Below are 23,668 nucleotides of genomic sequence, written 5' to 3' on the forward strand. Positions count from 1 at the left end.
CTGCTGCCGTTTCATTGCAGTTGAGACAAGGCTTACAAAGGACGACCAATGCCGTTGCAGGCGTTGGCGTTGTTGATGTCCAGGTTATTGCCCGAGGTGTTGGTGATGAAGTTGGCGGTCACAGCGGTTTTCCAGTTGTTGGGAACCGGCGTGAAGCTGTGGGCGACGGTGGCGACGTTGTTGCCCGGGTTGCTGTAGTGGGTGGTCAGGAAGTTGCGCACGGCGGTGGCCACGGCTGCATCTTTGTAGCACTGGCCGAAGATGAAGTTGGTGTAAGCCACAATCGGGTAACCGCTTGCCGGGTTAGGCACGACCGGGGCCCAGCCAGCCGGGTTGGCAGGTGCGCTTGGCACCGGTGCAGTGCTCAGCGCCAGCGTCACGTTAGCGTTGGTTGGCTGGACGCCATTGACGCGGGCAACCACAGCGTTGCTGGTGGCGTTCACGCCGTCCGGACCCACATAGCCGATCGAACCGTCCACGGCGTTCACCGCAGTGGCCACATCAGCGGTGTTGGCTACGCCGACCCAAGTCGATGGCAGCGCGGAACCGGCCGGCAGACGAGCGTTGGTGAAGGTGGAGTTGACGGCGAATTTGCCTGGGCAAACGGCGTTCAGGTGGCGACTGAGGATTTCAGTGGTGCCACTGGACACGCTGCGGTAAACCACACGGATCGGCGTGCTGTCGGCGTTACCCAGCAGAGCGCCCCAAGTGGTGGCGGTGCCCGACAGCGCATCGCACAGTTGAGCGCTGGTCAGGTTGAGCGCGGTCTGACCGGATTTTTTGTACGGAATGGCAACCGAAGTGGCCACCGATGGCAGCTGGATCAGCGGGCCGTACGAAGCACCGAAGTTGCTGGTGTAGGTGCTGAGTTCCGAAGCGCTGAGGATCGAGTCGCTAGCGGCGAAGTGCACAGTGCCGGTGGTGCTGAACTGGGCAGCGTTGTTGGTCAGGAAAGCGCTTTTGCCAATGCCGCTACCGGTTACGGCGTAGCTGAAGTTGGCAGGCAGGATGCTGTTGGCAGAACCTTTGTACAGCGCGGCAGGCAGCGAGGCGCCACCACCGGTTACGGCCATGGCCTGGGCGGAAGCCAGAGCGGCGACGGTCAGTGAGGCGGCGATCAGAGTGCGCTTGAACATGAAGAATCTCCTTTTCAACTTGGTTTGGAACACAGGTTTCGGAAGGCTTGCATGACACCGGGAGGGTCCACCGCAGTGGAGCCGCAGGAAGAAATTCGCAGCTTCCGGTGACAGATAAAGGAAAAAACCTCGGGAGCTGCGGGGGGATTTTGGTGCGGATTTCTCGGGTGTTTGCGCGGTGTCGCGGCACGTCTGGATCGGGGGTTTGGCTGAATCGGGCTGGAGCCGTTGGCGGGTGGTTGCAGATGACAGAATGGAGAACCCGAGGATGATGGGATCAGGACTCGGGTGAGGGTCAGGCCGGTGCAAAATATTTGAGTTTTGTGTTGTCGGGATTGGCGCTTTCGCGAGCAGGCTCGCTCCCACAGTTGAAATGCGTTCCTCTGTGGGAGCGAGCCTGCTCGCGAAGAGGCCAGCCCGGCCAACATCAAAAGCGGCTACTGCACCAACTGGTTGATCTCAATAATCGGCAACAACACCGCCATCACAATCACCAGAACCACCCCACCCATCACCACAATCATCAGCGGCTCGAGCAGCGCGGTCATGCCCATCGCTCGCCGTTCGATATCCCGCGACAAGGTCTGCGCCGCGCGCTCGAGCATCGGTGGCAGCGAGCCGGTTTTCTCGCCGCTGGCGATCAGGTGAATCAGCACCGGCGGAAAGACATTCTCCACCCGCAGCGCGGCGGCGAGGTTGACGCCTTCGCGCACCTTCGCCGTGGCCTCGCTGACGCTCAGGCTCAAGCGGTCGTTGGACAAGGTCTGCCGCGCTGCTTCCAGCGCACGCAACAACGGCACCCCGGCACCGCCGAGAATTGCCAGCGTGGAGGCGAATCGCGCGGTGTTCAGGCCGAGAATGAAACGCCCGAACAGCGGCAGCTTCAGCACCCGGTGATGCCAGCTCAAACGCGCCGCCGGATTGCGCAAATACAGCCGCCAACTCCAGAACGCCCCGGCCATGAGCGCCGCACACAACCAACCCCAGGCGCGAATGAAATCACTGGCGGTGAGCATCGCCAGGGTCAACCCGGGCAAATCCTGCCGCGCCTGAGAAAACGCGCTGACCACCTGCGGTACCACGTAGCTGAGCAGGAAAATCACAATGCCGATCGACACCAGCCCGACCACGCCCGGATAGATGAACGCGGTAAGAATCTTGCCGCGCAGGTTGTTGCGTTCCTCGATGTAATCGGCCAGCCGTTCCATCACCTGCGCCAGATCGCCGGACTCTTCGCCAGCGGCAATCAGCGCGCGGTAAATCTCGGGAAAATCCCGTGGCCGCGACGCCAGCGATTCCGCCAGACGCATGCCGCTGCGCACATCGGCGCGCACGGCGCTGAGGGTCTGGGCGATGTGCTTTTTCTCGGCCTGCTCGACTGTGGCGCTCAGCGCTGCTTCCAATGGCAGGCTGGCGCCGAGCAGGCTCGCCAGTTGCCGCGTGGCCCAGGCGAGGTCGTTGTCGGAGAGTCTGGCGCTGAACAAACCGCCGCCGTGTCGGGCGACGTTGCTTTCCTCGTGCACCGACAGCGCCGTCAGGCCACGCCCGCGCAAGGCACTGAACGCTGCGCTCTGGCTGTCCGCCTCAAGGTGCCCGGACTCGATTTTCCCGGTGGTATCCGCCGCTTCAAAGCGATAGCGATTCATCAGGCGTCCCGTGTCACACGAAGGATTTCTTCCGGCGCGGTGGCACCGCTGCGAATCCAGCGCTCACCGTCCTCACGCAGGCTGAACATCCCCGCTTTCGACGCCGCCGCGCGCAAGGCCTGCTCCCCTGCCCCTTGGTGGATCAGCGTGCGGATGTTGTCGTCGATGCAGAACAATTCGTGGATGCCGGTGCGGCCGCTGTAACCGGTGTGATTGCACGCCGCGCAACCGACCGGACGCCAGGTGCCGGGCGTGGCCGGGTCTTCCTGTTTGCACTGATTGCACAAGCGCCGCACCAGGCGTTGCGCGAGGACGCCGAGCATGGATGACGCGAGCAAGAACGGTTCGACGCCCATGTCGATCAGGCGATTGACCGCCGACACCGCGTCGTTGGTGTGCAGCGTCGCCAGCACCAGATGCCCGGTGAGCGAGGCCTGCACGGCGATTTGCGCGGTCTCGAGATCACGGATCTCGCCGATCATGATGATGTCCGGGTCCTGGCGCAGAATCGCCCGCAGCGCGAGGGCAAAGGTCATGTCGATCTTGGCGTTGACCTGAATCTGGCTGATCCCCGGCAAATCGTATTCCACCGGATCTTCCACGGTGAGGATGTTGCTGGTGCTCGCATCCAGCCGCGCCAGCGCCGCGTAGAGGCTGGTGGTCTTGCCGCTGCCGGTCGGCCCGGTGACCAGGACGATGCCGTGGGGCTGGCGAATCAGGTGGTCGAGCTTTGCCAATACCTGCGCATCCATGCCGAGGGTTTCCAGATGCAAGCGCCCGGCCTGTTTGTCGAGCAGGCGCATCACCACACGCTCGCCGTGGCCGGTGGGCACCGTCGACACCCGAATATCGATCGGCCGCCCCGCTACGCGCAAGGCGATACGACCGTCCTGCGGCAGGCGTTTTTCAGCGATATCGAGCTGAGCCATGATCTTGATCCGCGACACCAGCGCACCGTGCAACGCCTTGCGCGGCGAGACCACATCACGCAGGGTGCCGTCGACCCGGTAGCGCACCACCGAATGGGTTTCGAACGGCTCGATATGAATGTCGCTGGCTTCATCGCGCGCGGCCTGGGTGAGCAAGGCGTTGATCATGCGAATCACCGGCGCGCCGTCCTGGGTGTCGAGCAGGTCGGTGATTTCCGGCATGTCCTGCATCAGCCGATCGAGGTCGACTTCGTTTTCCGCAGCACCCACCACCGCCGCCGCACTGCCGGTATCGGCGTAAGCGCTGGCGAGCAAACCGTCGAGCTCGTCATCGCGCACCCGCTCGACCTGCGTCGCGCCGAACTGCCGACGCACTTCGCTGATCGACCAGCCGGGCGTCGATGGGCACACCGTCAACACGCCATCGCGCAAAAGAATCCGCTGCGCCTTGGCCCAGGCATACGGCAACACACTCATCGCCCACCCTCCCCAGAATCCACCGTGGTAATGGGATCCCTTGTGGCAATGAGATCCCCTGTGGCAATGGGAACCTCTGTGGCGAGGGGATTTATCCCCGTTGGGCTGCGAAGCAGACCCAAAACCTGAGAACCGATTTCTCCAGGAAAATCGCGTGTGCCCGGTTTACGACTGCTGCGCAGCCGAGCGGGGATGAATCCCCTCGCCACAATCATCATCTCAGTCAAAACCGGGTGCTCCCCTTCAATCGGTACCGTGGCAATGGGATCCTCTGTGGCAATGCGATCCTCTGGGGCAATGCGATCCCCTGTGGCGAGGGGATTTATCCCCGCTGGGCTGCGAAGCAGACCCAAAACCTGAGAACCGATTTCTCCAGGAAAATCGCGTGTGCCCGGTTTACGACTGCTGCGCAGCCGAGCGGGGATAAATCCCCTCGCCACAATCATCATCTCAGTCAAAACCGGGTGCTCCCTTCAATCGGTACCGTGGCAATGGAATCCTCTGTGCCAATGCGATCCTCTGGGGCAATGCGATCCCTTGTGGCGAGGGGATTTATCCCCGTTGGGCTGCGAAGCAGACCCAAAACCTGAGAACCGATTTCTCCAGGCAAATCGGGTGTGCCCGGTTTACGACTGCTGCGCAGCCGAGCGGGGATGAATCCCCTCGCCACAGTCATCATCTCAGTCAAAACCGGGTGCTCCCTTCAATCGGTACCGTGGCAATGGGATCCCTTGTGGCAATGGGATCCTCTGGGGCAATGCGATCCTCTGTGGCAATGAGATCCCCTGTGGCGAGGGGATTTATCCCCGTTGGGCTGCGAAGCAGACCCAAACCTTGAGAACCGGTTTCTACAAGCACATCGCGTGTACCGGTTTTACGACTGCTGCGCAGCCGAGCGGGGATAAATCCCCTCACCACCGTCATCATCTCAGTCAAAACCGGGTGCTCCCTTCAATCGGTACCGTGGCAATGGGATCCCTTGTGGCAATGGGATCCTCTGGGGCAATGCGATCCCCTGTGGCAATGGGATCCTCTGGGGCAATGCGATCCTCTGTGGCAATGAGATCCCCTGTGGCGAGGGGATTTATCCCCGTTGGGCTGCGAAGCAGACCCAAACCTTGAGAATCGGTTTCTCCAGGCAAATCGCGTGTACCGGTTTTACGACTGCTGCGCAGCCGAGCGGGGATGAATCCCCTCGCCACCGTCATCCTCTCAGTCAAAACCGGGTGCTCCCTTCGATCGGTACCGTGGCAATGGAATCCTCAGTGACAATGCGATCCTCTGTGGCAATGAGATCCCTTGTGGCGAGGGGATTTATCCCCGTTGGGCTGCGAAGCAGACCCAAAACCTGAGAACCAGTTTCTCCAGGCAAATCGCGTGTGCCCGGTTTACGACTGCTGCGCAGCCGAGCGGGGATAAATCCCCTCGCCACAGTCATCATCTCAGTCAAAACCGGGTGCTCCCTTCAATCGGTACCGTGGCAGTGGAATTCCCTGTGGCAATGAGATTCTCTGGGGCAATGCGATCCCCTGTGGCGAGGGGATTTATCCCCGTTGGGCTGCGAAGCAGACCCAAACCTTGAGAACCGGTTTCTACAAGCACATCGCGTGTACCGGTTTTACGACTGCTGCGCAGCCGAGCGGGGATAAATCCCCTCACCACCGTCATCATCTCAGTCAAAACCGGGTGCTCCCTTCAATCGGTACCGTGGCAATGGGATCCCTTGTGGCAATGGGATCCTCTGGGGCAATGCGATCCCCTGTGGCAATGGGATCCTCTGGGGCAATGCGATCCTCTGTGGCAATGAGATCCCCTGTGGCGAGGGGATTTATCCCCGTTGGGCTGCGAAGCAGACCCAAACCTTGAGAATCGGTTTCTCCAGGCAAATCGCGTGTACCGGTTTTACGACTGCTGCGCAGCCGAGCGGGGATGAATCCCCTCGCCACCGTCATCCTCTCAGTCAAAACCGGGTGCTCCCTTCGATCGGTACCGTGGCAATGGAATCCTCAGTGACAATGCGATCCTCTGTGGCAATGAGATCCCTTGTGGCGAGGGGATTTATCCCCGTTGGGCTGCGAAGCAGACCCAAAACTTGAGAACCGGTTTCTCCAGGCAAATCGCATGTGCCCGGTTTACGACTGCTGCGCAGCCGAGCGGGGATGAATCCCCTCGCCACAATCATCATCTCAGTCAAAACCGGGTGCTCCCCTTCAATCGGTACCGTGGCAATGGGGTCCTCTGTGGCAATGCGATCCTCTGGGGCAATGCGATCCCCTGTGGCGAGGGGATTTATCCCCGTTGGGCTGCGAAGCAGACCCAAAACCTGAGAACCAGTTTCTCCAGGCAAATCGCGTGTGCCCGGTTTACGACTGCTGCGCAGCCGAGCGGGGATAAATCCCCTCGCCACAGTCATCATCTCAGTCAAAACCGGGTGCTCCCTTCAATCGAAACCGTGGCAATGGGATCCCTTGTGGCAATGGGATCCTCTGGGGCAATGCGATCCCCTGTGGCGAGGGGATTTATCCCCGCTGGGCTGCGAAGCAGACCCAAACCTTGAGAACCGGTTTCTCCAGGAAAATCGCATGTGCCCGGTTTACGACTGCTGCGCAGCCGAGCGGGGATGAATCCCCTCGCCACAGTCATCATCTGAGTCAAAACCGGGTGCTCCCCTTCAATCGGTACCGTGGCAGTGGAATTCCCTGTGGCAATGAGATTCTCTGGGGCAATGCGATCCCCTGTGGCGAGGGGATTTATCCCCGTTGGGCTGCGAAGCAGACCCAAAACCTGAGAACCGATTTCTCCAGGAAAATCGCGTGTGCCCGGTTTACGACTGCTGCGCAGCCGAGCGGGGATAAATCCCCTCGCCACAATCATCATCTCAGTCAAAACCGGGTGCTCCCTTCAATCGGTACGGCTTTGATCGTGGCCCGTGGGCCTGATGTCGGCCCCGGCGCTGGCACGCCTTGCGCAGCGCTCGGCAATTGCGGCGCCTGCATGTCGGGCATCGCCCAGCTGCGTTCCGGTTGCAAGCCGCCCTGGGCGCGGCGCATGAAGTCGTAGCGGTTGAGGGTGATGCTGCGCCCTGCTTCGCTGTCGCGGATGATGTACGGGCGCAGGAACACCATCAGGTTGGTCTTGGTGATCGCCCGGCGTTCGTTGCGAAACAGCGCGCCGATGCCCGGCAAGCTGCCCAGCCACGGCACGGCATCATTGCTCTGGCTGTAGCCGTCCTGAAGCAAACCACCGAGGACCATGATCTGCCCATCGTCGAGCAGAATGCTGGTGTCGATCGCCCGTTTGTTGGTGACGATGCCCGCCGCAGTCACGCTGTTGGACGCGCGCTCATCGATGCTGCTGACTTCCTGATAGATATCCAGCTTCACCGTGCCGCCCTCGGAAATCTGCGGGCGCACGTTGAGCTTGAGGCCGACCTCTTCGCGGGTCACGGTCTGGAACGGGTTGTTGCTGGTGCCCCCGCCGCCAGTGACGTAGCTACCACTGACAAACGGGATGGTCTGGCCGACGAAAATGCTCGCCGCTTCGTTGTCCAGGGTCAGCAGGTTCGGTGTCGACAGCACGTTGGTGCCGCCCTTGCTCTTCAGCGCCCGGGCCAGCACTTTCAGGTCGAGAATCTTGCCGATGCCGGGGATGTCGACCGTGCCGTTGACATAGCCAAGGTTCAAACCCTGCGGCAGTACGTCGATGCTGTTCTTGGCCCCCGTGTTGAGACCCGCGCCACCGAGATTGGCGCCACCGATCACGCCCTTGCCGCCGAGGTTACCGGTCTGCCATTGCACACCGAATTCGCTGGCATCATCCTCGCCGACCTCGACGATCAGGCTCTCGATCACCACCTGCGCACGGCGCTGGTCGAGCAGATCGATAACCTCACGCAAATTGCGATACAGCGGTTCCGGCGCAGAAATCAGCAGCGTGTTGGTGGTGGCGTCAGCCTGAATCGTCACCCCGCCAGCGCTGAACGCAACGTTCTGTTCGCTGCTCTGCGTACCGCCACTGCTGCTGCCGCCACCACTACCCTGCGCATAACTGCCGCCGGTTGCGCCGCTGCCAGTCGTCGTTGAAGTGCCAGTGCTCGGCGTGCTGCTCTGGCCGTTCTGCCCGGCACTGCCGCCGGTGCTGCTGCCCATCGCGCTGAGCACCGACCGCGCCGCGTCGCTGCTGCCGCTGTCACTCTCGCCGGTGAGCAAACCGCGCAACGCCTGCGCCAGTTTCGCCGCTTGGGCGTTGCGCAGATAAACCACGTGCAGATTGCTCGGATTGCTCTGCGCGTTGTCGAGTTTGTAGATCAGGTTACGCGCCAGCTCGGTACGCTCGGGGCTGCCGGCGCGGATGATGATGGTGTTGGAGCGCGGGTCGCCGATCACGGCGATTTTCTGCGTCGGATCATTGCCCGGCGCGTCGAGCAAATCCGCCACCATCGGCGCGATATCGGCGGCGATGCCATTCTGGATCTGCACCACATCGGTGTCGATCGCGCTCGGCGTGTCGATGCTCTCGATCAACTGCGCGACACGGGTGAGGTTCTCGGCGTAATCGGTGATCACCACCGTGTTATTGCCGGGGTAGGCATTGATCGGATTGTTCGGCGAGACAATCGGGCGCAGCACCGGGATCAGGTTCACCGCGTTTTCGTATTGCAGGCGAAACGTGCGCGTGAGCATGCCGTTGCCGGCCGGTTTGTCGGCGCTGTAGATCGGCCCGCCGAGCAGTTTCGCGTCGGCCTCGGGAACCACCTGCGCCACGCCGCCGACATCGACCACGCTGAAGCCTTGCATGCGCAACGCCGCGAGCAGCATGTCGTAAGCCTGACGGGCCGGCACCTGACCTTCCGAGACCAACGTCAGATTGCCCTTGACCCGTGGATCGACGAGAAACTGCTGCCCGGTGGCCCGCGACAGCGCCCGTACCACCGCCTGAATATCTGCCTCGACAAAATTCAGCGTCACCGGTTGCTCGCCCAAGGGATTGCGCGCAACCGTGTTGCTCGGCACAGCACCACCACTGCGCCCGCGCTGACTGATGTTGTGCAACTGCTTGGGCACCGGCCGCGCCTGAGCCTGCGCCCGTTCGCGATCGGCCACCGCATCGCCGCTGCGCTGGGTGTTGGCCAGCGGCCGCCCGAGTTCGCTGTCGACCAATAGCGGCGGCTGATTCTGCGGCGCCGTGGTGCTGTTGCACGCGCTCAATGCCATCAGCAACAACGGCAGCGCCAGACGTGCCGGTTTGCAGCGTGACTCCTTCATGAAGCTTCCTTAGCGCCCTGCGCCTGATCCATGCGAACGGTGCCTGACAAAGTGCCGGCGGTGACATCGGTCGAGGCCGCGCTTGCGCGTTGCAACTGCGCCTCGACCACCTGCAGAGAAAGTTGTGATGGCTGGCTGAGCAGCCAGTCGAGCAGCGCATCGGCCGGCGCGGCGTCGACATTCAACTGCCACGCACCGCCCTCCGCCGCTTGTAATTGGTAATGCCCGGCCAGCCCCGCCGCTTGCAGACTTTGCTCCAGCGACTGGCCAACGCTTTGCCCCTGCGGCCGCACATTGACGCTGCGCAACAGCACTTCCAGCGCCTCGGTTTGTGCGCGCAACTTGGGCGTTTCGCTCTGCCAAAAAGTGATCCTGGCCAATGGCGGCTTGACCAGCGTCAGCCAGATCAGCAGACCGACAAGCACCAGCGCCATGCCAGCGACCATGCGTTTCTCACGCAGCGCCAACGGCTGCCAACGCGCCTGCAACTGACTGCTGAAGCGCTGCCAGCGTCCACGGTAAATCGCCAGCGTCGCCCTACTCATCGTCTGCTCCGCTGTCGTCATCTGCGTTGGTGTTGGCGCTGGATTCATCGCTCGGGCGCAAGGTCCAGCCTGCGTCATCGGCAGTGACGCTGATGCCGGCCTGGGCCAAGGTGCTTTGCCAGTCCTTGTCGTTGCCGCCACGGTTTGCATCGCTTAGCAAGGCCAGCTGCAAGACGCCGTCGCGATAGGTCAGACGCTCGACACTGCCAGCCATGAACGGCATGCCGGTGCCGGCCTGCAACACCAGTCGATTGAAATTTTGCGCCGGGTCATCGACCGCGCCTTTTTGCCGCTGCTCGAGTTGCTGACGCGCCTGTTGCAGCGGGTTGAGAATCACCGGCAATTCCGGGAACGCCTGCTTCACCCGCTGGCTCATCTGCGCCTTGAGCTGCTGGCCCTGCCGCGCTTCGCGGGCGGCGTAGAGATTCAGGCCAATCACCCAGACCACCACGGCCAAAGCCACACACCCGACAGCACGACCCCAGCCACGTTGCTCGCCGCCGGCTTGCTGCAAACCCCCGAGCAACCCCCAACCGGGCAAAGGACCGATCCAGCGTTGTGTCGCGTCAGCTGCGAACGATGCCTCATCAACTTCGTCACCGAGCAACGGCTCAACCTGCGCACTGTTCAAACTCTCGCGCCGGAGCAAATGCCCGTCCGCCACACAAGCGACAACCCCCGGCAGCACTGGCAGGCTGTAGGGCGCCGGATACAAACCGAGCAGCGTCAACCCCGCCTGCTTGAGCACCGCAGCCAGACGCTGCAAATGCTGCCGCGAGACCCAGGCAATCTGCACCTGCCCACTCGCATCACGAGGGCTGTGGCCGATATGCATTTGGCTGCTGTCACCGAGCATCAGCGCCTGCGCCGCGCACTGCACAGCGGCCGCCGTTTTGTTCGCGGGCAGCGGCGGCAGATCAATGCTGGCGAGCAGGCTGTCGGCCGGATGCAGAAAACACAGCAGCGGTGGTTGCTTCGGCCGTTGCCCCAACTGACTCAAAGTGAGCCGTTCCTCACGACTGACCTGCCCCTGACGATCCAGCCAGGCGCAGCTCACTTCGCTGTGCAACTCCAGCTCCGCCAGCGGCGGCAACGCGACGCGCAACTGGCTCATGCGCCCACCCGCGACCAGATCACCTGCGGCAGCCGATCCTCGCTGCGATGCAACAAAGCATCAAGGCTGACCCGACGCTGATCCCGCCGCGCCTCACCGCGCAAACGAAACCAGTCACTGGTTATGCCGACTTTGACGCTGCTCATTTCCAACTGCGGCATGCGCAAGCGGTTCACAAAATCGCCGCGATTGATAAACCAGCGCCCCGCGTCACGCTCGGCAATCAACGCCGTCGCCCGCTCCAGCGAAAGCCCCGGCACATACGCCGCCAGCACCTGCGCCGTGGCGGTGTTGCCGTTGATCCACGTCGCCGCCGGAATCACCGTCACGTACGGCGCCAGTTGGCCGAGCAGGGCATCGGTGATGCCTTCGACGCTGCGCAAATCATCCAGCGTGCGCAGCATCGGCAGCTTCGGCGGTGGCGGTTTGTGATCGGCATCGGGCGAAGTCGCTCGGCCGCTGTCGAAACCTGCTTTGCCCGTCGCGCCAATCTGCGCATTGAGCAAATGCGGATACCCGGCAATCACCCGCTGACGGATGCGCTGGCCGACAACGGCACTCACACCGATCAACTCGCACAACCGCTCGAACGCCTGCACTTGCGCCTCATCGATGCGCTCGTTGACGACGAGATTGCGCAGGTTGAACTTGCCCTGCTCATCCTCCAGCCGCCCGGCAAAACCCGCCGCCAACAACGGCTGCGCCCAAAGCTGATCACGCCGGGTCAACGGATCACGCAGGCGCGCATCCCAGAGCAACTGCCGGCTGATCTCCAGACCACCCTGCGCCACCCAACGCCCCTGCACCCGCTGCTGATCGGCCTCCAGCGCCCGGGTCGCCACGCTCTGACGCGTCAACATCCCCGCCGCAATCACCGCCACCACGGCGGCAATCAACAACGCGCTGATAATCGCCATGCCCCGTTGCTTCGCCCCGTTGAGCGAACCAGTTTTCACGGCCGGCCTTACAACTGCCAGGAACCGATATCGGCATTCACGCCATCGCCGTCAGGCTGGCCGTCGGCGCCGAGGGAAAAGATATCGACCTCACCATTTGCGCCCGGGTTGAGGTACTGATAAGGCCGGCCCCACGGGTCATTCGGCAAACGCTCCAGATACGAACGCCAGTTGCTGTTTTTCGCATCCGCCGGCCGCTCGACCAACACCTTCAGCCCCTGATTCATGCTCGGATACGTGCCGTGATCGAGGCGATACAACTTCAACGCCTGCATCAACCCACCAATATCCTGCTTCGCCGCCGTCGCCCGCGCCTGATCCGGCCGGTCAAGCACCTTGGGCACCACCATCGCCGCCAGAATCCCCAAAATCACCACCACCACCATGATCTCAATCAAGGTAAAACCCTGCTGCCCACGCGGCATGCGCGGCGACTGACTGAGCGTGTTCAAAGGTGCGATATCCATCTCGACATTCCCTGGCTTGATCCGAATTCGACGCGCAGTGTTGCAAGAAGATATGTCAGGGATGTTGAAAAACCTCGGGTGTTTCCGTCGTCAAGCCGTCAAGGACGGGGGTTAGCGTCGAGGGCTGGGTTTTGGTTTTGGGCCATGTATGCGCGCGCGAACGCGAGAGGAAGGATTCACCCTGATTGAAGTGCTGGTGGCACTGGCGATCATCGCCGTCGCCATGTCCGCCGCCGTGCGCGTCGCGGGGTTGATGACGCAGAGCAGTGGGGTTTTAAGGGATCGGTCGGTGGCGATGATTGCGGCGCAGAGTCGGATGGCTGAGCTACGCCTTGAAGGTCGGTTGCCGAATGGGATGAAGGCTGTTGAATGTGATCAAGGACGGCTTATGTTGCGCTGCGAACAGGTGATCGCCAGCGCAGAAAATGGACGGCTGCTCAGGATTGGAATCCAAGTATTTGATCGCAACCAAGATGCGCCGCCGTTGGCCAGACTGGAGACCCTGTTGCCACGGCCAGGAAGCCCCTCACCCTAGCCCTCTCCCGAGGGAGAGGGAACCGATTCGGGGATGTTCCAGAGATACGCCGACCTGAACGCATCGCTCTGAATCCAGCATTGCTGAAGCCCAGCAAAGCCATAGCCGCTAAGGTCTTCCAGGTCGATGTATAACGCAAAACACCTCGGTCGGCTCCCTCTCCCTCCGGGAGAGGGCTGGGGTGAGGGGCTCTTCTGCTGCGGTGCATAAGCATCAAAAATCCATAATCAACACGCTCGTCCAGGTCGATGCACAACGCAAGACACCTCGGTCGGCTCCCTCTCCCTCCGGGAGAGGGCTGGGGTGAGGGGCTTTTCTGCCGCACCTAAAATCCCAAGGCCCAGCGCCGGAACAAGGCCAACGACATCACCCCGCCACCTCCAAATTTTCCATCACCCGATTCACCGCCAGCTCCCCCAGCATGATCAGTTGGGCAACCCCCAACAACGCCCGACGCTGCGGTGCCGGCAACAGACTGGAAATGTCCTGAGTAATCGTCTTCGCCGAAGCAAGCGTTTCACTCGCATCCGCCAGCAGTTCTTCATTCTTGGTATCCGCCGTCACCGCATACATCCCACGCGCCTTACGCGGCGGAGGCAGGAGATTGTTTGGCGACAGGTAATGATCAAGCGCGCGGTCAGCGGCTTCGTGGAGTTTGTTGGAGTCGAGGGATTCGTAGGGAGACGTGGGATCGGTTTCGGGCGGGTTGGGTGTTGGTTTGATCATGAGTGAATCTCCAAATCATAGAAAAGGAGCCATCATCTTTTCGCTACCAAACGAAGGGGTGGTGGCCATACGAAGGTTGGTAGACCGGCGACTTGGAAAACCGGCGCGCCCGAAGACGCCCTGCGCATGGCCACCATAAAAACACAGCCCCAAAAAGGACTGAATCGGGTGACGCTATGCGCCAAGTCTAAGCCGGGCTACCAAACCCGATCGCTGATTCGTCAGCGACCGCACCACAATAGAACCCGCCCCCAAGGCGCACAAGCCGGCGGATTCTGGCGTAGCTGTAGGCAAAGGCGCAAGGATATGTAGCCTGAGAGCGTGACTGGAGATGTCTTTTTAAACACTGGTGTTTATCGACTTCTCAACACCTACCGCTCACTGAAATTCGTCCCCTCGCCGAAGAAGTAATACAAAGAACTTCATAGCTCGGCATATGCGGCTTCAAAATTTTTCAGTGCTTGTTCTACTTTGTATCGAAGCATCAACGATGCAGAAAGCTTCACCATTGCCTCAAACAGGACATGCCCCGATTGAATCTGACATTGATCAACACAACGGCCCGCATATTCGCCAGGTTCATACGCGTAGACGGTGTAAAAAACCCTACCTGATTCCCGCCTCAAACCTGCGGTGAGATGGGTGACGGAAACATCTGAAGAAACGGAATCAGGCCGTGAGAACTCCAAAACGTCGTCGAACGGTATAAACATAGCTGAGGCGGACATCACAAATAAACTTGCGATATCCAAAGCCTCCTCAACGCTTTTGAGCTCAGGCGCAGCGTACTCGTGCTCAAGAAAATTTCTCATATCAACAACTTTTCGCAACAAACTGGGCACCAATAACCCAAGTGCTCTTACACGCTCAATCTTTTTCGGCACGTTCCATCGCAGCGATGAGTAACCGAAAGAGATCAGCAACTGATCAAGCTGACAGACAATAGCTCGCTTCACATTCGTCGTCGCGTTAATAAGAGCCGGCAGTCCTCCCCGCTCAAAATCCTCTTCTGCCAAGGTCAAAAATTCAATGGGGGAAATTTCCAGATCCGTCATTCCGAAACTACCGCCGCCCAACGCTACGCCGCTTTTAACCAAATCGAATCCATGCGCGACGCAAAGCTGTTTGATTTCCATCTCACCTCCTAGTTGTTGGTGGTTAACAGGCACGTTGGAAATCAGTGTATCAGCGCCAGAATGGCATGTTCGGACAGTCAGCACACGTTCTGCGCACCTTTGGTGTGCCTTTGGAAACGGATTAAATTTAGGGAAGATCCGTCCCCTTACGCGTCCATGAGCAAAATAGCTCAGCCATCCACTTCATTTTGTTTAACGTTGGGCAAACCAAAATCTAGCCTCTTGCTTTCGATATTTCTTTCGAGCGTTTATCTAAAGCGCCCCGCCACGTCGCGAGTCTCTCGATATCCACCTCCAGTTCGTCAGGCTCTGGTATTGGGATCCTACCAACATGCGTCGCCGCGTCGTGTTCGAATTTGGAGCTTTTGGACATCCCGCTGTCCACCTCCCGGTAATCTTCGTCAGTGACAATTACCGACTTCAAACGTTGCGTCGAGACTCCTTCGCCGAATCTTTGGACTGCACCATTCAAAAGCACCTCCTCAACGCATCTCTCCCACGCTAAGCGCAAACGACCATAGCACGCAGCAGTCAAACGACGTTGCTCGTCTTCATCTCCACTCTTTTGTGCTTTACGAACTTCCACCAATTCTTGCCGAAGCCTTGCCAGTCGATCTTTGGTACCAACGACGTCGAACGGTAGATCCTGCGAATGCACACCAAAACCATCTGCGGTGCGACGAATATAGTTCTTGGTTAATTGCGCCCCGGACTCCTCAGCTTTCTGCTCCAAGATGCAGAGAAAATAGATGTCGTGCGTGAAGATGATCACCTGCCGGTTAAGCGCTTCTAATGCCAAGCGTTCTGCAACTTCCCAACGACGTCTATGATCGAGTGATGACACTGGGTCATCTAAAACTATTCCACCACGACCTTTGCCTAGCTTAAGCTCGGCAAGAAAGGATGCGATTGCAATTGCTCGTTGCTCCCCCTCGCTCAAAATGGCTGCGGGAGTACCCCCACCGGGCAGCTGTAGGACAAGCTTAAATTGAGTCTTACCTCCGGGAGACTCTGGTTTCATCACAATTTTTAGCTGATGCACTTTGAGGCGTTTGAGTTCCTCATTCAGAGCATCTGCCAATTCCTGACTGGCGGTCGTCCGAGAAAGCTCAGTGGATTTTCTAGAAATGCCTCGAGTATCGAATCCATCTATGCATAGTTGAAGCTTGCGACTCGTCTCGTGCTTGGCGATCACTTCCAAAACAGCGGCTTTGATCTCGCCCAGCCGCGCCCGCGCATCAAGTTCTAGCTTCTCCGCCGTCATCTGAGCCCGGGTTTTTTCGTCGGCCGTTGCGTCCAAAGCTTTGGATTGATGTAGGATGCGTTGGATCACAACGGCTAGACCCGGGCATGGGTCAGTCCCTAGAGGAACTACTTCTTCCCATTTAAGTTCACCCGCAGCGGCTTTGAGTATCGATGTCTGCCGGTTATTTAGGCATATCTGCATGGAAGAACAGCCAGCAGCGAGCTCGGGATCGAGTTCGGTTAATTCTTCCACCAAGCCGTCACGGAACATCACATCGATTACGGCCTTTTGAACCATTCTATAGGCCACCGTCGCTGCATCGCGAGCCTCCTTTGCTGCCTTTTCGGCAGCATGTTTGACGAACGTATCAAAGCGCGTTAGATGCGCAACACCTTCAGGGCCGAGGAGGTTTTGACAGAGAGGACATACAGAGTCTTCCGGTATCTTTGGAAACTCATGACCTGGATGACTCACTTGCGCAAAAACTCTGGCCGCGTCGAATAGTGCCTTCCATTCTTCACCTCCCGTACCAGCAAGTTGACCGGCGGTTTGTTTGAACTCTTGAGCAGCCAATTCCGCTGCAGCTTTCGCAGTTTTTGATGCTTCAATTAGCTGTTTGAGCTGACCCGCCGTCCTATCGTCGATCAGTGCAATTGCCGCCACCAATCGATCTTTTAAACCGTTGAAGCGCGCGGCCTTTTGACGCAATGCTTGTGCTTTTTGCCTCGGATCTGCCTCAGCGAGCGTTTGAGTCAAGAGCGATAATCGATCCAAGTCGATTTTCGTGAGTGCGGCTAGAGCTTCTATTTGCTCAGGGACGGTAGATTTAGGGATGCCGAGTAATGCAGCAGCCACCTGTGTTTTATCTCTCGTAAGGGCGGCGTAAACTGCGTCAGTTGGAGCATTTGCAACCATCTCTTGCGAGGCGCGTGTCTTAAGCTTAGTGCATACGCTTGCCATCCCTTCCAATATATCCAGCCCATATGGTGCATAAGCGAAGTCACCATGATTATCAATATAAGCACGAGCGCAATAAGTATCGAAGATGGCAATGTCTGAAAGAGGTTCGGGAGCAACAGTCCCGTATTGCCAAAAAAGATCAGTAGTTACACCGTCTATAACAGTTTCAAATACTGCTTGGGCTACGCCTGCAGTTTTAGGGTCTAGGTTTGCATTAGGGAGAATCGGCTCGCGCCGGTCGCGCGCGCGGCAAGCATGTTTGAATACCCGGGAATACCCTGACTTCCCAGCGCCATTTTCGCCGTAGATTACCGTCAGGCCAGTCAACGAGATCGGAACACTTCCCCCGTTAGCTAAAGCATTGACGTTAACAATTTGTTTGATCGCAGCCAACTGTACTAAGCGTGCGGGATCATTGGGCTGAGCGATCAACGCGTCATCAAGCCTCTTAGGGCTTCGGCCCTCAGGATCTGGAATACCAGACTCGGCTTTGGCTAATGCGTAGAGTTCGTCAAGATCGGCTGGGCTGAGACTACGGTTTTGGTAAAGGCGAGCAATTGCGTCTTGCTGCCACGCAGGCAGTCCCTTCGACCATGCGTGAATTTCCTGAATAATCGTCACCTACCTACTCCTTGGCATAGTCCAACCACACCGATGAATAAAAGAGGAAGTTGCTTTGAGTATGTTTAGCAGACTAAAGCGAATAAGGCAGGTGGCGGTAGAATATTTCGAATTAGCACCCCGTATTCGCGAGCTAGAAATGCAGCTGTCTTTCAAGGCTAAAAGGAAAATTTTGTAGCTTTTTAGTTTTCTTCATGTACAGAACCGACTGATCCTACAATCTAGATGCGATTTCAATTGAAACACTAAAATTCGTCCTGCTACTGCCGGAATCATGGCCTCACCAACCTCGGCAAAACCACCCCCTCCCCCAACCTCTCAACCCCCAACCTCACCCTCTCCCCACCCTGCTCAATCACCACCCCATCCCCCTCAACCCCCACCAACTTCACCCCTACCCCAACCTTCTCCCCCACCAAAAAACTCCTGGGCGGCCCATCATTCAAACTCAATATCGCCACCGTCCCGCTCCCGCCCGCGATCACCCCGCTCACCTTGATATCCACCGGGGCGGTCTCATTGGAAAACCACTGCAACGCCGGGCTATCGCTCCTCGCCGCGAGTACTTGCGGGGCGGCTGCGGGTGTGTGGGATTCCGCCGTGGTCAGCAGCAGCGACGACCACGTCGCGACGCCAACCAGGGCGGCGAGCAGGGCCAGGGCCTGGACGGTTTGCGCCGGGGTGATCCGTGCGGTGAATTTCATGGGTTGTCGCTCCTTGTTGTCCCTGTTGCCAGCCTACGCGGCAATTCTCTCCGTTTTATTTCACATGCCTTACATGTTCGCCGGGCACGATGGGGTGGGACGCCAAGGAGCGCTTGGGTGATGAGCAGGCAGCAGGGTTTTACGTTGATCGAGTTGATGGTGGTGCTGGTGATCATCGGGATTGCCAGTGCGGCGATCAGTTTGAGTATCAAGCCCGATCCGTTGCAGTTGTTGCGCAAGGATGCCGAGCGGGTTGCGCAGTTGCTGCAGGTGGCGCAGGCCGAGGCTCGCGCGGATGGGCGGCCGATTGTGTGGGTGGCGGATGCCAAGGGGTTTCGCTTTGGTCGGCATGGGGATGATGGCGTGGGGTTTGAGTCGTTCAAGGAGGATGCGCAGTTGCGCCCGCGTGTGTGGCAGAGCCCGAAGGTCGAGGTGCGTGTGGAGCCTCGGCAGACGGTGGTGCTGAATGCCGAGTGGATCAATCCGCCGTTGCGGCTGATTTTGTCTGATGGGGCCAATCGGCTGAGTGTGCTGCGCGATGGCAGTGGGCGGATCAGTATTCAATGAAGACTCAGCAAGGGTTCACTCTGATTGAGGTGATGGTCGCGATTCTGCTGATGGCGGTGGTGAGTCTGATCGCCTGGCGCGGGCTGGACAGTGTGACGCGGGCGGACAGTCATTTGCAGGCGAGCAGTGAGCAGAGCGACGGGTTGTTGCGGGTGTTGAATCAGTTGCAGCGGGATGTGGACCTGCGCGCCGGGGTGGAGTTGAGCGAGCCGCGCAAGGTTGGGGCTGAGGATGAGGCGTCGACTGCGCCGCCAGCGGTGACGGTGCGCAGTAGTGACACCAAGGGGTTTCGGCTGGACATTATTCGTAGCGCGGCGGATCAGCCGGGAGCGTTGCAGCGGGTTCGGTGGTGGGTCAAGGGGGATACGTTGTATCGGGCGGTGGCTGAGGCGCGCAGTCGCTATCCGTTGCCGGCGCCTGGGAATGGGGTTGCGGTGTTGAGTGAGGTGAGTGATGTGCAGGTGCGGGTTTGGGAGGTGGATAAGGGATGGCGGCAGCTGAGCGGGAATCGGCGGGAGGATCCGTTGGGGTTGGAGATTAGTTTGAGTCGGCAGACGGCGCAGGGGGTTGAGCGGTATCGGCAGGTGATTGGGTTGTTGCAATAGCCGGGGTCACCGCAGCTTTTTTTGTAGGAGTGAGCCTGCTCGCGATTGCGGTGGGTCAGTCAATATTGTTGTCACTGGTAGACCGTTTTCGCGAGCAGGCTCGCTCCCACAATTGGGTTGGGGGCGGTCAGTTGCAGGTTGGTTGGCTGTTAGGCCGTCATCGCTGGCAAGCCAGCTCCCACAGGGATTGAGTGCAATCGTTGGATATTGGTCTGCCGGGAAACTGCTTTCGCGAGCGGGCTCGCTCCCACAGAAGGCACCGGGGGGAAGGGCCAATAGATCAAAAGCCACATCAAGAGCCCCTCACCCTAGCCCTCTCCCAGAGGGAGAGGGGACTGACCGAGTTGTACAGGCGAAGTACGCCGACTTGAGATACCGAGCCGAATGCAAATTCTGAAAAGCCCCCAAATCGACCCCCTCTCCCTCGGGAGAGGGCTGGGGTGAGGGGTAGCAACAACGCAAATCAAAAGCCGAACACCCCACGCTTTCACCATCCGATAGGCCGAGTGTCAGCTCGCCTGCTTTTTTGATCTTGATCCACGGGCGACATCGGAACGAAGGAACCCCGAGCTTTAGCGAGTGGGCCGAACGTTGGAGCAAGCCTTTCTGGCGCTAGCTGAGAACGACCACGCCGCCCGGCAGTTCGGTGCATTTGACGCCGTAGGCGTCGCGGATCAGCAATGCGACGCCGGCGAGTTGGTCGAGGTTGAAGCGGGCCTGGACGCGGCGTTGGCCGAGTTCGCGGTTGAGCAGCAGGAGCATGCCGGGGCGGTAGCGGTTGATTTCGTCGATCATCTGGCTGAGGGTCGCGCCGTTGAACACCAGCACTTGTTGGCGCCAGTTCATCACGGCGGCGGTGTCGACGGTTTGCACGTTGCCGATTTGCCTTGTGTCGTAGGTGACTTGCTGGCCCGCTTCGAGGCGCAGATTGCGGCCGTCGATGGCGACGTCGACCGTGCCGTCGAGGCAGGTCACGCAGACTTGCTGGTCGGTGTTGCGCAGGTTGAAGCGCGCCTGACTGGCGCGCAACCACCCTGCCCCGGCCTGCATCGCCAGCGGCAGGCGTGCGGTTTGCACTTCGACTTCGCCGCTGACCAGTTCAAAGCCCTGCACGCCGTTTTCGACGCTGCGCTGGTTGATGCGGGTCCGGGTGTTGAGTTCGAGGCTGACGCCTTGCGCCGGTTCGACCCGCCGTTGCTGGCCGACTTCAGTGATGTAGTCAGCGCCCAGCCCTTCGAAGCCACCGGGAATCGTGCCGCGCACCAGCAGGAATGCGGCGGATGCGGCAATCGCACCGCCGAGAAATGCCCGTCGACCGAAGCTGCGTCGGCCCTGCACGGCTTCGGCGGCCGGTTGCAGGTGATGCCACAGCTGCTTGGCCTCTTCGAAGGCCCGGGCATGTTCGCCACTCTGCGCGCACCATTCGCGCAGGGCGCGGGCGTCGGCGACGGTGGCGCGGCCCGAGGTCAGCAGGATCAGCCAATCTTGGGCTTCGCTGTGCAGAGACTCGGTGGCCGAAGGCTCGGCGGGTTTCAGTCGAAAGATGTTCAAACGCGCAAATTCTCAACGGATTAATCGGGTCACTATTCGCTAGACGGTTTTCCGGCCCCGCGACCGAACCGCTGAAACACTTTTCTTTCCAGTTTCGCTGCGCAGAAGCCCAGCGCGGCTTTGATTTCCTTCTCGACCATGCGCGTGGAAATGCCGAAACGCTGGGAGATTTCCAGGTGTGGCGCCTCTTCCAGCCGCGCGGCGATGAAGATCCGCCGACGCCGTGCGGGCAGTTCGTACAAGGCGCTGAGCAGGGCCTGCATCTCCTTTTGCCCACCGACCACCCGCGCCGGGTCGAGGGCTTCGTCGCCCAGTTGCAGCAGCTCTTCGACCTCAGTACCGGTGAGCAGGCGCGCATCGGCCTGACGGCGGTCGGCGGCGATGTTCAGGGCCATGCGATACAGGTAGGCGTTGGGCTTGAGCAGGTTCGGCGGGGTTTCCATGCGATCGACCCGCAGCCAGGTCTCGTGCAGCACGTCATTGGCCAGATCCTCGGAACCTAGGCGGCGGCGCAAGCGCACGCGAAAGTCCTCGTAGGAGCTGAGGAACAGCTGGCCCATCGTGCTTTGTCCGGCGTCTTTCATCCCCCGGAAACTCCTTCCCATCTCGTGCATTCCATGCGCTTCCCTGACGACTCCGGTAACAACAGCAACGTGACCGGCTGGCGCAAGGCGCTGGGCGTCGGCCGATCGATTGTGAGGTTGCGAAAACTTTCCACCAGCGCGTTATCGCGCCGTACATCGCCGGTCGAAGTGACCAACCGGTTGTGCTGCACCACGCCGTCGCGCCCGACCCACACCTGCAACACCGCGCGATAACTGCCCGGGCGGGTCAGCGGCGAACGACACAGCTTGCGCTCGATCGCCGCTTGCACCGCCGTCGCGTAACTGCGGTTGACCGCGACAACGGCCGGCGTGGGTTTGTCCGTCGGCACCGGCAGATCTTCCACCTGCGCCGCTTGTAGAGTGAACGCATCGGCCCGGGCGTAACGCGCCATCAACCCGGTGCCGCCGAGCAAATGGCGCAAGGCATCGGCGGCGGTGTATTCGCCATCCACAGCGAGGGAGCGGCGGCCCCGGCTCAACTGGCTGTCGACCAGCACCGCGACGCCCGTGGCGCGGCTGTATTGATCCAGCGCCCGAGCGAGCTCCTGCGCCGGGATGTGCAAGGTCATGCGCATGTCTGCCGCTGCCGGATCAGCATTGGCCGCGCAGGTCAGCAGACCGAGCAGCCACCCCAGACCCGCGCGGCGCACAAGCGTCGCCGAGCGCTGAAGACTGATCCGCGAACTGCCTCGCTGCACGACTGGCGCACCCCTGAAAATCGCTATCCTGCGGGGCATTTATGACTCTGGTATGACGGGCGGTGCAAAAAAACCATCACGGGTTTTGCGGCGCGCTTGCACTAGACTCAAACCCATAGCGGCCCATTCGGGCGGGCCAGGAGGCGGACATGAAAACACGGTGGATGTGGGTCTTGCTGCTGATGGTGAGTGCGGCGCAGGCGGAAGAGCCGCTGGGCTGTGTCGAGGTCACGGTCGGCGGTTACAAGGCGCCGAATTACGATTGCCTGAGCCAGCAGATGGGCAACAATCCCGACGGCGCGGCGGCGGCGCAGAAGAACATGGAAGCGTTGAATGTGCCGGTGCACAAGCGCGCGCCGAATCAGGTCGGGCTGGCGACCCCGGCGGCGACGAGTACGCGGATGGGCAATACGTTTGGCACCTCGGTGAAGCCGCAGCGGCCGCCGAATTGAATCGCACTGTGGGTGCTGAGGGATTTAGCACCTGTGGTGAGGGGATTCATCCCCGTTGGGTTGCGCAGCAGCCCCGAAGTCGCCTGACTCTGATCTGTCAGATAAACCGATTTCACCGTTTTGGCGTCTGCTGCGCAGCCGAACGGGGATAAATCCCCTCGCCACAGGGAGGGGGGCTTTTCAGTCACTCGGGGTCTGGCGGAAGCTGACGGCCAGGCGATTCCAGCTGTTTATGGCGCTGACCGCAACCGTCAAGTCCACCAGTTCACCTTCATCAAATTGCTCGCGCGCCTGCTGGTAGACGTCATCCGGCACGTGGCTTTCGGCCAACAGCGTCACCGCCTCGGCCCAGGCCAGCGCCGCGCGTTCGCGAGGGTTGAAGAAGTTGCTGTCGCGCCACACCGCGACCGCATACAGGCGCCGATCACTCTCCCCGGCCCGCCGCGCGTCCACCGAGTGCATATCGGTGCAGAATGCGCAGCCGTTGAGTTGCGAAGCGCGGATCCGGATCAATTGCAGCAGCGGCGCTTCGATGCTCAAGTTGGCGGTCAGCGCCTCCATGGCAATCATCGCTTTCATCGCCTTGGGCGAAGCGTTGTAGTAATCCAGACGCAGGGACATGGCGCGGCTCTCGGCAGGCGGAATGATGAGTTTCACAGTAAGGGCTGCGCAGGCTGTGTTACAGCCCCAATTCCATGAATTCCGGCTACACCAATGAACCTCGGCCA

The 23,668-nt window shown here is 60.1% G+C and carries 20 protein-coding genes; 4 read left to right on the top strand and 16 right to left on the bottom strand.

Translation table 11 applies throughout. From position 1 onward, the window contains the following. Positions 1-32: 32 nt before the first annotated feature. The 8 genes from AB9L16_RS14230 to gspG all read right to left on the bottom strand — a co-directional run bounded on the left by AB9L16_RS14230 (position 33) and on the right by gspG (position 12,534). Positions 33-1,136: a substrate-binding domain-containing protein gene (locus AB9L16_RS14230; protein ID WP_150740966.1), complete on the bottom strand. Its 1,104-nt coding sequence runs from the start codon at positions 1,134-1,136 to the stop codon at positions 33-35. 437 nt (positions 1,137-1,573) lie between these two features. Continuing rightward, entirely contained in the window at positions 1,574-2,782 is a 1,209-nt protein-coding gene (gene gspF, locus AB9L16_RS14235; protein WP_323620292.1) for a type II secretion system inner membrane protein GspF, read from the bottom strand. Further along, complete coding sequence (gene gspE, locus AB9L16_RS14240; RefSeq protein WP_252876416.1) at positions 2,782-4,188, bottom strand: type II secretion system ATPase GspE; 1,407 nt, start codon at positions 4,186-4,188, stop codon at positions 2,782-2,784. Before gspE ends, gspF begins: the two co-directional genes overlap by 1 nt. A gap of 2,882 nt (positions 4,189-7,070) precedes the next feature. After that, on the bottom strand, positions 7,071-9,452 hold the full coding sequence (gene gspD / locus AB9L16_RS14245; RefSeq protein WP_375122274.1) for a type II secretion system secretin GspD: 2,382 nt from the start codon (positions 9,450-9,452) through the stop codon (positions 7,071-7,073). Further along, the gene (gspM, locus tag AB9L16_RS14250; RefSeq protein WP_375122275.1) at positions 9,449-9,997 is read right to left on the bottom strand and encodes a type II secretion system protein GspM; all 549 of its coding nucleotides are present in this window, start codon (positions 9,995-9,997) and stop codon (positions 9,449-9,451) included. The genes gspD and gspM overlap by 4 nt, the downstream gene beginning before the upstream one ends. After that, on the bottom strand, positions 9,990-11,111 hold the full coding sequence (gspL, locus tag AB9L16_RS14255; RefSeq protein WP_375122276.1) for a type II secretion system protein GspL: 1,122 nt from the start codon (positions 11,109-11,111) through the stop codon (positions 9,990-9,992). The genes gspM and gspL overlap by 8 nt, the downstream gene beginning before the upstream one ends. Beyond that, positions 11,108-12,028 (bottom strand): type II secretion system minor pseudopilin GspK, encoded by a 921-nt coding sequence (gene gspK / locus AB9L16_RS14260; protein WP_375122277.1) that lies wholly within the window; start codon positions 12,026-12,028, stop codon positions 11,108-11,110. Before gspK ends, gspL begins: the two co-directional genes overlap by 4 nt. A 47-nt stretch (positions 12,029-12,075) precedes the next feature. After that, positions 12,076-12,534, bottom strand: a complete 459-nt coding sequence (gene gspG / locus AB9L16_RS14265; protein ID WP_076562599.1) for a type II secretion system major pseudopilin GspG — start codon at positions 12,532-12,534, stop codon at positions 12,076-12,078. 148 nt (positions 12,535-12,682) lie between these two features. Between gspG and gspI the strand changes: the two genes are divergently transcribed. Further along, positions 12,683-13,069 carry a type II secretion system minor pseudopilin GspI gene (gene gspI / locus AB9L16_RS14270; RefSeq protein ID WP_375122278.1) on the top strand — a complete coding sequence of 129 codons (387 nt, stop codon included), beginning with the start codon at positions 12,683-12,685 and terminating at the stop codon, positions 13,067-13,069. A 366-nt stretch (positions 13,070-13,435) separates the two neighbouring features. Here the strand turns inward: gspI and AB9L16_RS14275 are convergent, their stop codons facing one another. The 4 genes from AB9L16_RS14275 to AB9L16_RS14290 form a co-directional block, all read right to left on the bottom strand. Then, positions 13,436-13,795: a DUF6124 family protein gene (locus AB9L16_RS14275; protein WP_375122279.1), complete on the bottom strand. Its 360-nt coding sequence runs from the start codon at positions 13,793-13,795 to the stop codon at positions 13,436-13,438. Positions 13,796-14,217: 422 nt separating this feature from the next. Further along, positions 14,218-14,931: a hypothetical protein gene (locus AB9L16_RS14280; RefSeq protein WP_375122280.1), complete on the bottom strand. Its 714-nt coding sequence runs from the start codon at positions 14,929-14,931 to the stop codon at positions 14,218-14,220. A gap of 214 nt (positions 14,932-15,145) precedes the next feature. Next, complete coding sequence (locus AB9L16_RS14285; protein WP_375122281.1) at positions 15,146-17,758, bottom strand: AAA family ATPase; 2,613 nt, start codon at positions 17,756-17,758, stop codon at positions 15,146-15,148. A gap of 272 nt (positions 17,759-18,030) precedes the next feature. Then, a complete protein-coding gene (locus tag AB9L16_RS14290) occupies positions 18,031-18,462 on the bottom strand; it encodes a type II secretion system protein N (protein WP_375122282.1) in 432 nt (143 codons plus the stop codon). A 120-nt stretch (positions 18,463-18,582) separates the two neighbouring features. Here AB9L16_RS14290 and AB9L16_RS14295 point away from each other — a divergent pair, with 120 nt between their 5' ends. Together AB9L16_RS14295 and AB9L16_RS14300 are read left to right on the top strand one after the other, a co-directional pair. Beyond that, on the top strand, positions 18,583-19,029 hold the full coding sequence (locus AB9L16_RS14295) for a GspH/FimT family pseudopilin (RefSeq protein ID WP_375122283.1): 447 nt from the start codon (positions 18,583-18,585) through the stop codon (positions 19,027-19,029). Beyond that, entirely contained in the window at positions 19,026-19,634 is a 609-nt protein-coding gene (locus AB9L16_RS14300) for a prepilin-type N-terminal cleavage/methylation domain-containing protein (RefSeq protein ID WP_375122284.1), read from the top strand. Before AB9L16_RS14295 ends, AB9L16_RS14300 begins: the two co-directional genes overlap by 4 nt. Before the next feature lie 612 nt (positions 19,635-20,246). On the opposite strand, the gene AB9L16_RS14305 is transcribed toward AB9L16_RS14300, so the two are convergent. From AB9L16_RS14305 to AB9L16_RS14315, 3 genes are read right to left on the bottom strand one after another with little or no spacing between them, the layout of a single operon-like run. Continuing rightward, positions 20,247-21,185, bottom strand: coding sequence for a FecR domain-containing protein (locus AB9L16_RS14305; RefSeq protein WP_375122285.1), 939 nt, complete (start codon positions 21,183-21,185; stop codon positions 20,247-20,249). Between the two features lie 32 nt (positions 21,186-21,217). Continuing rightward, positions 21,218-21,769, bottom strand: a complete 552-nt coding sequence (locus tag AB9L16_RS14310) for an RNA polymerase sigma factor (RefSeq protein ID WP_041480103.1) — start codon at positions 21,767-21,769, stop codon at positions 21,218-21,220. After that, the gene (locus AB9L16_RS14315) at positions 21,766-22,488 is read right to left on the bottom strand and encodes a secretin and TonB N-terminal domain-containing protein (protein WP_375123772.1); all 723 of its coding nucleotides are present in this window, start codon (positions 22,486-22,488) and stop codon (positions 21,766-21,768) included. Before AB9L16_RS14315 ends, AB9L16_RS14310 begins: the two co-directional genes overlap by 4 nt. Positions 22,489-22,652: 164 nt before the next feature. On the opposite strand from AB9L16_RS14315, the gene AB9L16_RS14320 reads away from it, so the two are divergent. Next, positions 22,653-22,940, top strand: a complete 288-nt coding sequence (locus tag AB9L16_RS14320; protein ID WP_375123773.1) for a hypothetical protein — start codon at positions 22,653-22,655, stop codon at positions 22,938-22,940. Positions 22,941-23,120: 180 nt separating this feature from the next. Here the strand turns inward: AB9L16_RS14320 and AB9L16_RS14325 are convergent, their stop codons facing one another. Further along, complete coding sequence (locus tag AB9L16_RS14325) at positions 23,121-23,561, bottom strand: carboxymuconolactone decarboxylase family protein (RefSeq protein ID WP_375122286.1); 441 nt, start codon at positions 23,559-23,561, stop codon at positions 23,121-23,123. Positions 23,562-23,668 lie beyond the last annotated feature (107 nt).

Source organism: Pseudomonas sp. LW8, from assembly GCF_041956865.1.
Lineage (GTDB): Bacteria > Pseudomonadota > Gammaproteobacteria > Pseudomonadales > Pseudomonadaceae > Aquipseudomonas > Aquipseudomonas siliginis.

Bases quoted from the DNA above. Each gene is read 5' to 3' on its own strand.
- AB9L16_RS14230 (WP_150740966.1), bottom strand. From the start codon at position 1,136: ATGTTCAAGCGCACTCTGATCGCCGCCTCACTGACCGTCGCCGCTCTG.
- gspF (WP_323620292.1), bottom strand. From the start codon at position 2,782: ATGAATCGCTATCGCTTTGAAGCGGCGGATACCACCGGGAAAATCGAG.
- gspE (WP_252876416.1), bottom strand. From the start codon at position 4,188: ATGAGTGTGTTGCCGTATGCCTGGGCCAAGGCGCAGCGGATTCTTTTG.
- gspD (WP_375122274.1), bottom strand. From the start codon at position 9,452: ATGAAGGAGTCACGCTGCAAACCGGCACGTCTGGCGCTGCCGTTGTTG.
- gspM (WP_375122275.1), bottom strand. From the start codon at position 9,997: ATGAGTAGGGCGACGCTGGCGATTTACCGTGGACGCTGGCAGCGCTTC.
- gspL (WP_375122276.1), bottom strand. From the start codon at position 11,111: ATGAGCCAGTTGCGCGTCGCGTTGCCGCCGCTGGCGGAGCTGGAGTTG.
- gspK (WP_375122277.1), bottom strand. From the start codon at position 12,028: ATGGCGATTATCAGCGCGTTGTTGATTGCCGCCGTGGTGGCGGTGATT.
- gspG (WP_076562599.1), bottom strand. From the start codon at position 12,534: ATGGATATCGCACCTTTGAACACGCTCAGTCAGTCGCCGCGCATGCCG.
- gspI (WP_375122278.1), top strand. From the start codon at position 12,683: ATGCGCGCGCGAACGCGAGAGGAAGGATTCACCCTGATTGAAGTGCTG.
- AB9L16_RS14275 (WP_375122279.1), bottom strand. From the start codon at position 13,795: ATGATCAAACCAACACCCAACCCGCCCGAAACCGATCCCACGTCTCCC.
- AB9L16_RS14280 (WP_375122280.1), bottom strand. From the start codon at position 14,931: ATGGAAATCAAACAGCTTTGCGTCGCGCATGGATTCGATTTGGTTAAA.
- AB9L16_RS14290 (WP_375122282.1), bottom strand. From the start codon at position 18,462: ATGAAATTCACCGCACGGATCACCCCGGCGCAAACCGTCCAGGCCCTG.
- AB9L16_RS14295 (WP_375122283.1), top strand. From the start codon at position 18,583: ATGAGCAGGCAGCAGGGTTTTACGTTGATCGAGTTGATGGTGGTGCTG.
- AB9L16_RS14300 (WP_375122284.1), top strand. From the start codon at position 19,026: ATGAAGACTCAGCAAGGGTTCACTCTGATTGAGGTGATGGTCGCGATT.
- AB9L16_RS14310 (WP_041480103.1), bottom strand. From the start codon at position 21,769: ATGAAAGACGCCGGACAAAGCACGATGGGCCAGCTGTTCCTCAGCTCC.
- AB9L16_RS14320 (WP_375123773.1), top strand. From the start codon at position 22,653: ATGTGGGTCTTGCTGCTGATGGTGAGTGCGGCGCAGGCGGAAGAGCCG.
- AB9L16_RS14325 (WP_375122286.1), bottom strand. From the start codon at position 23,561: ATGTCCCTGCGTCTGGATTACTACAACGCTTCGCCCAAGGCGATGAAA.